The organism is Staphylococcus sp. GDY8P57P (assembly GCF_017892585.1).
Lineage (GTDB): Bacteria > Bacillota > Bacilli > Staphylococcales > Staphylococcaceae > Staphylococcus > Staphylococcus borealis.
In genome coordinates this window covers 20,820-32,582 of record NZ_JAESLK010000040.1, presented here as the reverse complement: position 1 = coordinate 32,582, position 11,763 = coordinate 20,820, and the positions used below count along the sequence as shown (strand labels likewise).

The 11,763-nt window shown below is 32.3% G+C and carries 10 protein-coding genes; 1 reads left to right on the top strand and 9 read right to left on the bottom strand.

The genetic code is table 11. The features are described from left to right. Window positions 1–5: 5 nt before the first annotated feature. The 9 genes from KA878_RS11840 to ccpN form a co-directional block, all read right to left on the bottom strand. A complete protein-coding gene (locus KA878_RS11840) occupies window positions 6–782 on the bottom strand; it encodes a metal ABC transporter ATP-binding protein (protein WP_053029506.1) in 777 nt (258 codons plus the stop codon). A 231-nt stretch (window positions 783–1,013) separates the two neighbouring features. Further along, window positions 1,014–1,904 carry a deoxyribonuclease IV gene (locus KA878_RS11835; protein ID WP_053029507.1) on the bottom strand — a complete coding sequence of 297 codons (891 nt, stop codon included), beginning with the start codon at window positions 1,902–1,904 and terminating at the stop codon, window positions 1,014–1,016. Between the two features lie 9 nt (window positions 1,905–1,913). Continuing rightward, window positions 1,914–3,260: a DEAD/DEAH box helicase gene (locus KA878_RS11830; RefSeq protein WP_193839287.1), complete on the bottom strand. Its 1,347-nt coding sequence runs from the start codon at window positions 3,258–3,260 to the stop codon at window positions 1,914–1,916. Between the two features lie 47 nt (window positions 3,261–3,307). Beyond that, window positions 3,308–4,408 carry a Nif3-like dinuclear metal center hexameric protein gene (locus tag KA878_RS11825; RefSeq protein ID WP_075108713.1) on the bottom strand — a complete coding sequence of 367 codons (1,101 nt, stop codon included), beginning with the start codon at window positions 4,406–4,408 and terminating at the stop codon, window positions 3,308–3,310. Next, entirely contained in the window at window positions 4,398–5,087 is a 690-nt protein-coding gene (locus KA878_RS11820) for a tRNA (adenine(22)-N(1))-methyltransferase (protein ID WP_193839286.1), read from the bottom strand. Before KA878_RS11820 ends, KA878_RS11825 begins: the two co-directional genes overlap by 11 nt. 188 nt (window positions 5,088–5,275) lie before the next feature. Then, on the bottom strand, window positions 5,276–6,382 hold the full coding sequence (rpoD, locus tag KA878_RS11815) for an RNA polymerase sigma factor RpoD (protein WP_053029511.1): 1,107 nt from the start codon (window positions 6,380–6,382) through the stop codon (window positions 5,276–5,278). Between the two features lie 307 nt (window positions 6,383–6,689). After that, window positions 6,690–8,495 carry a DNA primase gene (gene dnaG, locus KA878_RS11810; RefSeq protein WP_193839285.1) on the bottom strand — a complete coding sequence of 602 codons (1,806 nt, stop codon included), beginning with the start codon at window positions 8,493–8,495 and terminating at the stop codon, window positions 6,690–6,692. 59 nt (window positions 8,496–8,554) lie between these two features. Then, window positions 8,555–9,370, bottom strand: coding sequence for a pyruvate, water dikinase regulatory protein (locus tag KA878_RS11805; RefSeq protein ID WP_193839284.1), 816 nt, complete (start codon window positions 9,368–9,370; stop codon window positions 8,555–8,557). 11 nt (window positions 9,371–9,381) lie between these two features. Beyond that, a complete protein-coding gene (gene ccpN / locus KA878_RS11800; RefSeq protein ID WP_193839968.1) occupies window positions 9,382–10,005 on the bottom strand; it encodes a transcriptional regulator CcpN in 624 nt (207 codons plus the stop codon). 338 nt (window positions 10,006–10,343) lie between these two features. Here ccpN and KA878_RS11795 point away from each other — a divergent pair, with 338 nt between their 5' ends. Next, window positions 10,344–11,735 carry a glycine--tRNA ligase gene (locus KA878_RS11795; protein ID WP_193839283.1) on the top strand — a complete coding sequence of 464 codons (1,392 nt, stop codon included), beginning with the start codon at window positions 10,344–10,346 and terminating at the stop codon, window positions 11,733–11,735. The last annotated feature ends 28 nt before the right edge of the window (window positions 11,736–11,763 follow it).

Here is an 11,763-nt window from a genome sequence, read left to right as displayed (position 1 = left end):
AAATTTTAAGCTTCGCAACATTCTCTATTATGTTGATGATCTACAAATTTAACGGGATGACCATATATTTTAGAAATTTCAACTTCATCTAACTTTTTAAATTCTTCAGTCGATCCATGGAAATGTAAATGTTTATTTAAGCATGCTACTTCTGTTGCTGTATCTGCTACAACACCAATGTCATGAGTAACTAGTATAATTGTAATGCCCTCATGCTTTAATTGCTCAAGTGTTTCATAGAATTCACTAACATGTTTAGCATCGATACCATTTGTAGGTTCGTCTAATACAAGTACTGAGGGATTAGATATTAATGCCCTAGCAATTAATACACGTTGTTGTTGTCCACCTGAAAGTTCTGCAATATTTTTATTGATAAGATGTTGAATATTCAATCTCGTTAATACGGTATCAACTAATGCCTCATCCTTTTTATTAAATCTTTGGAATAACTTTTTCGTTTTTGTAAGTCCACTGAGAACAACTTCTTTAACGCTAGCTGGAAATCCAGCATTGAAAGCTGTAGCTTTTTGTGATACATAACTAATTTTTAATTCCGATTGATTTTGCTTCTTATATGATTTGCCATCAATATATATTTCGCCTTTTTGTAAAGGTAGTAATCCTAATATGATTTTAAGTAAAGTTGACTTACCAGCGCCATTTGGGCCGACAATTGCCAAAAATTCACCTTTATTTATGTGAATGTTGATGTTATCTAATACTTGCTTATTTTCAAAATAATAATCTATGTTTTTTAATTCAAATACAGGTTGGCTCATTATTTCACCTCGTTTAATACTATACAATTAAGTTCATATATTGTAAATAGTAATGTTTACGACTTGTTTTTGTTATTTAGAAAAGGGTGATACAAAATTCATTTAGAATTGATTGTACCACCCATATGGCTAACTAGAGCAATGAAGTTTTATTTTTAGAGTTAGTTAGGTATTAAGCAATGACAAAGTATATGCTTAATACTATCGCTAACTACAAATCAGTAAAATCAACTATTGCTGAAGAATTTTATTTTTTAATTCAGAATCGAATTGTTGTGCCTTTAACATTTCAATTTCAAATTTATAAGGTGCTTTCTTATTTTTCTTATCTTCACCGACATAAGGCGTTTCTAAAATTTTAGGAATATCTTTAAAAGCATCATGATGCACTACATAATTAAGTGCATCGAAACCAATGTGTCCGAAACCAATATTTTCATGTCTATCTTTATGCGCACCTTGTTCATTTTTACTGTCATTGACATGAACTACTTTTATTCGGTCTAAACCAATAATTTTATCAAATTCATTTAATACGCCATCAAAATCATCTTTGATATTATACCCTGCATCATGAGTATGACATGTATCAAAACAGATTGATAATCGATCATTATGTGTGACACCATCAATGATTTGAGCAATTTCTTCGAACGTGCGTCCTACTTCAGAACCTTTTCCAGCCATAGTTTCTAATGCAATACGCACATCATTATCATGAGTTAAAACTTCATTTAACCCTTTGATAATTTGTTGAATACCCTTCTCAGCACCCGCACCAACATGGGCACCTGGATGCAGAACGATATCTTTGGCACCAAGTGCTTGTGTTCGTTCTATTTCATTTTGAAGGAAGTCTACACCTAACTGAAAAACTTCGGGCTTTGTAGTGTTTGCAATGTTGATAATGTATGGTGCATGAACCACTAGATTAGATAAACCATATTTATTCATAACTTCGTGGCCTTTTTCAATATTTAGATCTTCAATGCTTTTTCGTCGCGTGTTTTGAGGTGCACCTGTATAAATCATAAATGTTGATTCACCTAATTTATGCGCTTCTTCAGCAGAGCCTTCTAACATTTTTTTCCCACTCATTGATACATGTGATCCAATTAACATGATGTTCACCTAACCTTTTTTATTATTTTTTCGTTGCTGTCTATTTTGTCTCTTACTAAATTGTTTTCTTTCTTGTCTTTTCATTCGTTCAACTTCTTGTTTAAATTTCTTCTTATAACCTGGTTTTACTTTATTTTTAGTCTTACTACGTACTTTATGTTTGACTTCGTTTGTTAAGTGGTCATCTTTTCTTTCACGTTTACGTCGTGTGTTATGCGCTTTAATTGGTGTTAATTCATTATGTTTTACATCAACATTTTCAAAATGGTAGCCTTTATCCTCAATTAACGTAATTAGATTCTCTTCATCAGGACTATAAAGTGTGATTGCTACACCTTTATAGTTACCCCTACCTGTTCTACCAACGCGGTGAGTGAAAAAGTCGATATCTTTAGGTACGTCAAAATTAATAACATGACTAACGCCTTCAATGTCTATACCTCGAGAAGCTAAATCACTTGCGATTACAAATTGAAACTCTAAATTGCGTATACGTTTCATTTGTTGCTTACGTTCTCTTGGTGTTAAACCTCCGTGTATCATGCCAACTTTAATTCCAGCAGCATTGAGTGAATTTGCCAGCTCATCCGCATTATCTCTACTATTACAGAAAACGATACATAAGTATGGATTTAAAATATCGATTAATTGAAGTGTTTTATCTACTTTTTCAGTTCCTTTAGTTGGAATTAAATAGAATTCAATATTTTTTTTATTTTGAGACTTGGAATCCACTTCTACATATTCCGGATTGCTTAGATATTTATTTAAAAATGGTTGTAATGATTTAGGAATCGTAGCACTGAAAACTGCTATATGCGCATTTTCATCTAAGCGTGAAGCAATTAAATCTACATCTTCGATAAGGCCTAAGTCAATCATTAAATCAGCTTCGTCAACAACGAGGTATGATGCCAAATGCGCATGTAAATGCCCACTTTGAGCTAAATCATTAATTCTAGTCGGTGTTCCAATAACTAATTGAGGTTGATTATTAGTTCGTTGTCTATCTTTTTCAATATCTGTACCACCTATAAAAAGGCTTACCTTAACCCCTTGTTTAAAACGAGCTAAATGACTAGCTGCTTGATATAATTGCTGCGCTAATTCTCTAGTTGGCGCTACCACAATAGATTGAGGTTCTTTGTTTTCTTCGTCTATTTTATCCATAAGTGGTAATAAAAATGCATGTGATTTTCCTGTACCTGTTTGAGATTGACCTATTAAATTGACGCCTTTTTTAATTCTTGGAATTATTCTATTTTGTATTTCAGTTGGTTTATCAAATTTTAAGTCTTTAATTGCTTCTATAAGTTTTGAGTCTAAATTAAATAATTCAAATGGGTGAGTTGCCATCGATTTGGCCTCCTTAAAATATTCAGTTGAAGTTGTTTTAGTTCAATTTACATGTAGTTGAATGGATCGGTATTGATATTAGAAGCATCAATTGGAAAATCTATACTTTCATCATATAGCCATTGTTCTAATAATTCTTTAAGTCCCTCTCTCATCACATACTCACTGTAATGATTGATATCTAAAATGGTCATACCATACGTTTGTGCATCAAGTGCATCGTGGTGTTTAACATCTCCAGTTATAAAGATGTCTGCACCTTTGTTAAATGCAAGTGTCTCATAACCAATTCCGGCACCACCGATGATAGCTACGTTTTGGATACGTTTATTCGCATCGCCTGTGTATCGAACACTTGGGATATCAAGTTCATGTTTCACAAATTTTACAAAGTCTGTTAATGACATCGCATCTTCTAAAGTGCCAATTTTGCCAAGACCATAATTTGCTGTTTTAGTCATTTTAATAAAATCATAGACAGGAGTTTCATAAGGATGATTGTCGATAATTGCTTTTTCAGCTAATGCATACTGGCTAGCTTTAATCATGAATTCAATTTTAACTTCATTCACATATTCTATGTTATTCAGCTGACCTAGATGTGGATTAGCATTTCCTACAGGTTTAAATTGGCCTTTACCTTCAGTTTCATAAAAACAATACTCATAATTACCTTCTTTGGCAAGTCCATGTTTATCAAGACTATTTTTAAAGTTTTCTACATTATCCTTAGGTATATATGTTTGAACTTTATAATACGTTTCATTCTCTTGATTTAAAAATTGTATATCTTGCAATTTTAATTTATTAGCCAACATTTGGTTAACACCGTAAACGTAATTGTCAAGATTTGTGTGCAACGCAATAAGGTTGATATTGTGACGAATTATTTTTTGAATTAATTGACCATAGCCATCATCAATGATTGATTTAACCCCTTTAAAAATTAAAGGATGGTGAGCGATAATCGTATTATAGCCTTTGTCGATAGCTTGGTTAACAATTGCATCTGTACAATCCAACGTCGTTAATATACCATTGATTTCAGATTCATGATTACCTATAAGTAATCCAACATTGTCCCAATTCTCAGCTGTCTCTAATGGCACATGTGTATCGATAATAGACATTAATTGTTTAATTTTCATTATTTAACACCTCTGTAATTAATGATATATCATTATCTATCTCTTTAAGTCTCTCATGATGTAACTCTGAATTCAATTGATTACGAATGTGATTTAAAGCTTCTAATTCATGACGCCATTTTTTATAAAATATTTCATTTTTATTTTGTAATAATTTCGGCCCAAATTTTAATTCTTTTTTGTCTAAATGATCCTGATGATCCATATGCGTTGCAACCACAACTTCATAGATATGTCCTTTCTCTTCCATAATGACTTCTTCTATGATTTGGTAATTCAGTGTCATGAGCGTGTATCTTAATACTTCAGTTTGAATATTACTTTGCAAGATTAATCTAGGACCATTTGCTAAATGAATGCGTCCTTCATTCAATATTCTTGCTATAAGCGGACCACCCATGCCACAAATGGTTATATTTTGAATAGATTCATTCTGACGAAGTACACTTAATCCGTCCCCTAATCGAACATCGATAACATCATTGAGCTGATTTTCTGACACATTCTTTTTCGCTGCTTCAAAAGGTCCTTTTATGACTTCACCTGCAATAGCATGTGTAATTAGACCATGTTGAATCGCATAGATGGGAAGATAGGCATGGTCTGAACCAATGTCGGCTAAGCTTCCTGGAACAAGATGGTTGCACACAGTAGTTAATCTTTGGTTTAAAGTTATCATAGATATCTCCTTTACTATAAAAAGAGACTGGGACAAAGTTAAGTGTCTCAGTCTAGCATTTTTCTAAAGCACATTATAGTAACACCTATAACAAAGTGTAATCATTACTAATTCGACTCGTATATAAGCGTTAAATCTATAATGAGCAATGAAAAATAAATCAATTTAAACTCGAATTATTTTATTTATTAATCCATAAAGTCTTTTAGTCGCTTGCTACGACTTGGATGTCTAAGCTTTCTTAAAGCTTTCGCTTCAATTTGACGTATTCTTTCACGCGTAACACCAAAGACTTTACCCACTTCTTCAAGTGTTCGCGTTCTACCATCATCTAAGCCGAAACGTAATCGTAGAACATTCTCTTCACGATCCGTAAGTGTATCTAATACATCTTCAAGTTGTTCTTTTAATAGTTCATATGCAGCATGATCAGATGGACTTTGTGCTTCTTGGTCTTCGATGAAATCACCTAAATGACTATCATCTTCTTCGCCAATTGGTGTTTCAAGAGATACCGGTTCTTGAGCAATTTTAAGAATTTCGCGTACCTTTTCTGGTGGTAAATCCATTTCTTCCCCAATTTCTTCAGGTGCTGGATCACGACCTAAATCTTGTAATAATTGTCTTTGAACACGAATTAATTTATTGATAGTTTCAACCATGTGTACTGGAATTCTGATTGTACGGGCTTGGTCGGCAATCGCTCTAGTAATTGCTTGTCTAATCCACCAAGTAGCATATGTTGAGAATTTAAACCCTTTACTAAAGTCAAATTTCTCTACTGCTTTGATTAATCCCATGTTACCTTCCTGAATTAAATCAAGGAATAACATGCCACGGCCTACATATCTTTTTGCAATACTTACAACAAGACGTAGGTTAGCTTCTGCTAAACGAGACTTAGCAATTTCATCACCTTGCTCAATACGTTTCGCGAGTTCAATTTCTTCTTGAGCACTAAGTAGATTTACTCGCCCGATTTCTTTTAGATACATTCTGACAGGGTCATTTATTTTAACGCCAGGAGGGGCACTTAAATCATTAGGATTTAATTTCTCATCAGTATCTGAGCTATCTTTCTCATTTACTAAACTGATATCATTATCATTTAATTGGTCAAAGAAATCGTCCATTTGATCAGAATCCATGTCGAAATTTTGTAATTTTTCGGCTATTTCTTCATGGCTAAGGTGACCTTCCTTTTTCCCTTTTTCAATTAATTGTTTTTTAACATCTTCTAATGTTAATGTCGGATCTATTGTTTGTTTTTTAATTTTAACTTGGTTATCAGACATGAAAAGGCCTCCCAATAGTAATATATGCTTTCAAACAAGATATTTAATTATATAATATTTCAATATAATAAGAAAAGTATTAATAAAAATTCATAACAATGGTAACATTTCATATTCAATATTTGAATGTTAAATACTAAATTGGTTTCAAAACTACTACATTCATTAAATATTACTTATGTTCCATTTCTACCCGTTAAAAACGCATAATAACCATTATACAATAATGGTTATTAAATAGAAATACAATTTATATGATTTGTTTAAACCTGTATGCTTCAAATACGCATTTATTTTAATAATGATGTTACATTCTTGCTTTATTTTTATTAACGATTTGTTCTAAATAATATTTTTGTAATTCTACATCACCTAGTCGCGATGCTTCGCGCAACTTGTGATTTAATTCTTCAATTGTGTCACCATATTTAGCTTCATTTATAACATTCATATAATCTTCAATTTCGCTATCATAAGGCTCTTCATTTAAATCATAATTGTCTAATGCAATAATCGCATCTCTTAAATCATCGTTGTCTGTGTATAATATCATATCACTTATCGAATATTTGTCATTTTCTGCGTAAAATTCTTCTAAAATACTAAAGATGCGCTTGAAAAATTGATTGCTAAAATCTTCGCTTTCAAGTTGCTTATGATAATTTAAAAACAAATCTTTATCGTGCATAAAATGTTTAAGTAGCGCTCTCTCAGCACTCTCTTGCTTTGATAAATTTGAGAACATTGCATTTACGTTTTGTTGGATCTCACTATTATACGATTGATAATCGTTAAAATAAGGATCATTATGAACATATTGCTGTTGGCCTAATACATTACCATTTAATGTACTAGGATCTACGTTAAATATATTAGCAACATCTTTGATGACTTTATTTTGTAATATTTGTGAATTCATCATTGCAATGTCTTGTGTAACTTCTTTAAGGTAACGTTCATAAGCTAAATCATTATTAGTAATTTCGTCTTTATGTCTATTTACTTTATATAAAATAAATGATTTCTTTTCATTATTAACATATTCTAGAAATTTTTCATTACCATATTTTGTAATATATTCATCTGGGTCCATGTCTTTAGGTAATTGAACCACAAAAACATTTAACCCTTGTTGAAGAAGGTGTTGTCCTGTTTTAATCGTTGCTTCTTGCCCTGCGAAATCACCATCAAACATTAGTGTTATATGAGATGTTAATTTCTTGAGAACGGTAATGTGTTCATCTGATAGCGCTGTACCCATACTAGCAATAACAGGTTTTAAGCCGGAGGAATCAGATTTTATAACATCCATAAATCCTTCAAGTAAAATGGCTTCGTCATTTTTACGTATATATTTTCTAGCTTGATCAAGATTATACAATAATCGTCTTTTTTGAAATATCGGTGTTTCCGGACTGTTTAAATATTTAGGTTCTTGATTATTGTGAGTTCTACCAGAATAGCCAACGATACGACCCTGCGCATTTTTTAATGGAAACATAATGCGATCTCTAAAGCGATCAAAATAGCTAAAATTTTCTTCGTTTCGAGATAAAAGGCCTGCTTCATATGCGAGTTCAATATCATAACCTTTTTGTTGTAAAAAGTCATGACAGAAATGCGTGTGATTCGGTGCATAACCTATTCCACGCGCTTTAATAAGTTCTTCAGTAAAGCCTCTATTTGTCAAATAGTTTAAGGCGTCTTCACCTTCAACCGTTTTAAGTAGAGCATACTGATAATACTCATTCATTAATTCATGCATCTCTATCATAGCTAAGTCATCAGACGCAATTTGACTTGTATAGTCACTTGAATTACCAATGTCAACAGATATATTTAGACGTTCACCTAGTTCTTTAACAGCTTCTACGAATGATAAATCTTTAATTTCTTGTGTAAATTGAAAGACGTTACCACCTTTTTTGCACCCAAAACAATGGCAAATTTGTTTATCTTCAGAAACAGTGAATGAAGGTGTCTTTTCATCATGAAAAGGACACAAACCGATGTAATTGCGTCCTCTTTTTTCTAATTTTACATATTCACTTACTAAATCCAAAATATCTGTTTTATCTTTAATTTCATTAATTACTGATTGTTCAATGCGCAAAGTACATCACCCATAAATATTTATCATAATATTATACATTTTTGAAGTTTAAATTGAAACTATTTTGATTGACGTTCTATTATATTAATAACGTCATTAGCAGTTTCTTCAATTGCTTTATCGGAAACATCAATCACAGTGCAACCGATTTTGTTTACGATGTCTTCGAAATATTTAATCTCTTCTTTAATACGCAACTCATTTGCATATCTCGCTGAATCTCCTAGTCCCAGTTGTTTTAAACGCTGTTTTCTTATACGATTTAACTTTTCTTCGCTAATTCTTAACGCGATACATTTCGCTGGATCTATCTCAAATAACATGTCTGGAGGTGTTACTTCAGGTACTATTGGAACATTCATCACTTTATAACTCTTATGGGCTAAGTATTGTGATAACGGCGTTTTTGAGGTTCTAGAAACACCAATTAATACGATATCAGCTTTAGGTAGACCCTTAGGATCTTTGCCATCGTCATACTTTACGGCAAATTCAATCGCATCAATTTTTTTGAAGTAAGCATCATCCAAACGATGTACTCTACCAGGTTGATTATATGGATTTTCTTCGAATGCTTCTTTCAAATATTCCATTAATGGTCCCATAATATCAATAGAGCGTAACTGATTGGAATCAATCTTGCGTTCCATATACGTTTTCATTTCTGGTTTTACTAATGTATAAACGATAATTGCCTCTCTATCATTAGCTACTTGAATAACCTCATCTATATCTTCCTTAGTTTCAATATATGGATATCTTAAAAAATCATGTTTGCATTCTTTTGGATTAAATTGTGAAATACACGCTCTAGCTACTAATTCAGCAGTTTCTCCAATTGAATCAGATGCGATGATTATCTTTATATTTTCCATCGTTTTACCACCTATTCTTTAAATAATGATACAAATAATTTTGCGATTGTTGTTTTTGATACTCTACCTGTTACTTGATATTTATGATTACCTTTACTTTTAACAATTGGTATTGAATCAATTTCTTTTTCTATCATTTGATCTGCTGCATAAATGATAAGTTCATCTTCTTCAAGATAAGTTAAATTTGGCATTCTCGACATGTTAACACTGATTGGCATGGTATGAATATCTTCACCAATCATAGATGCACGTAACAAGTCTTTTCTAGAACAAACACCAATAAAATCATTGTGTTCGTTAATAATAAATAATGTACTAGCATCTTCTAAGAAAATCGTACAAATAGCATCATAAACAGACATATCCTCTTTTACAATGACTGGTGGAGACATATAGTCTTTAACAACATATTGACGTAATTTATCAGTCATTAACTTATTTTTAGATTTGCCAGAATAATAATACCCCACTCGAGGTCTAGCCTCTAAAAATCCTGACATTGTTAAAATTGCTAAATCAGGTCTCAATGTAGCACGTGTCAAGTCTAGTTTTTCGGCAATGTGTTCCCCGGTAATAGGTCCTCCACTTTTGACTATCTCAATAATTTGTTCTTGTCTTTTACTAAGTTCTATAGGTCTTCACCCCTTTATTGTTCACGTCTATTATACCTATTTATTAATGTACCTACAAATACATATAATTTCTTGCTATTAAATAATCAATCTATTAAACTAATGGTAAGCGAGTTAAGGATGGTGTAAGCTTAACAACTTCAATTTGGCTAATCGTAAAATTTGATAAAAGTGAGTGGCTACACTAATTTGGGTGGAACCGCGGGTTATTAAGTTATCAACTATATTTAATTGATATAGTGAAATAAATTAACTCGTCCCAAGATAATGATAAATGTGATATTTTCATTTATTTATTGTCTTGGGGCGTTTTTATGTATTTAATAAGGAGAGATTATATGGTTAAAGATATGGAAACAATTGTATCATTAGCAAAACACAGAGGATTTGTTTTTCCTGGTAGTGATATTTATGGTGGATTATCAAATACGTGGGATTACGGCCCATTAGGTGTTGAATTAAAAAATAATGTAAAAAAAGCATGGTGGCAAAAGTTCATCACACAATCACCATTTAACGTAGGTATTGATGCAGCGATTTTAATGAACCCAAAAACATGGGAAGCATCAGGTCATTTAGGTAACTTTAATGATCCTATGATTGATAATAAAGATAGTAAAATCCGTTATCGTGCCGATAAGTTAATTGAAGATTACATGCAAAAAGAAAAAGGTGATGAAAACTTTATCGCCGATGGTTTAAGTTTTGATGAAATGAAACGTATTATTGACGATGAAGGTATCGTTTGTCCTGTAAGTGGCACTGCTAATTGGACAGATATTCGTCAATTCAATCTTATGTTCAAAACATTCCAAGGTGTTACCGAAGATTCTACAAATGAAATTTTCTTACGACCTGAAACTGCACAAGGTATTTTTGTAAATTACAAAAATGTTCAACGTTCAATGCGTAAAAAACTACCATTTGGTATTGGTCAAATTGGTAAATCATTCCGTAATGAAATTACACCAGGTAACTTCATCTTCAGAACTAGAGAATTTGAACAAATGGAATTGGAATTCTTCTGTAAACCAGGTGAAGAAATTGAATGGCAAAATTATTGGAAAACATTTGCTAGCCAATGGTTAAAAGATTTAAATATCAACGAAGATAATATGCGTCTACGTGATCATGATGAAGAAGAATTATCACACTATTCAAACGCAACTACAGATGTTGAATATCGCTTCCCATTTGGTTGGGGTGAATTATGGGGTATCGCAAGCCGTACTGATTTTGACTTGAAAAAACACAGTGAACATTCAGGCGAAGATTTCAAATACCATGATCCTGAAACAAATGAAAAATATGTGCCATATTGTATTGAACCATCATTAGGTGCAGACCGTGTTACATTAGCATTCTTATGTGACGCATATGAAGAAGAAGGCGTTGAAGGAAGTAAAGATTCACGAACAGTATTGCACTTCCACCCTGCCCTTGCACCATATAAAGCTGCAGTTTTACCATTAAGCAAAAAATTATCTGAAGATGCGATTAAAATCTTCGAACAATTAAGTTCTAAATTTGCAATAGACTTCGATGAATCTCAATCAATTGGTAAACGTTACCGTAGACAAGATGAAATTGGTACGCCATATTGTATTACATTTGACTTTGATTCATTAGAAGATAATCAAGTAACAGTGCGTGACCGTGACTCTATGGAACAAGTACGTATGCCTATCTCTGAATTGGAAACGTTCTTAGCTGAAAAAGTTGCTTTCTAACTATAATTATATAAAGTACAAAACCCAC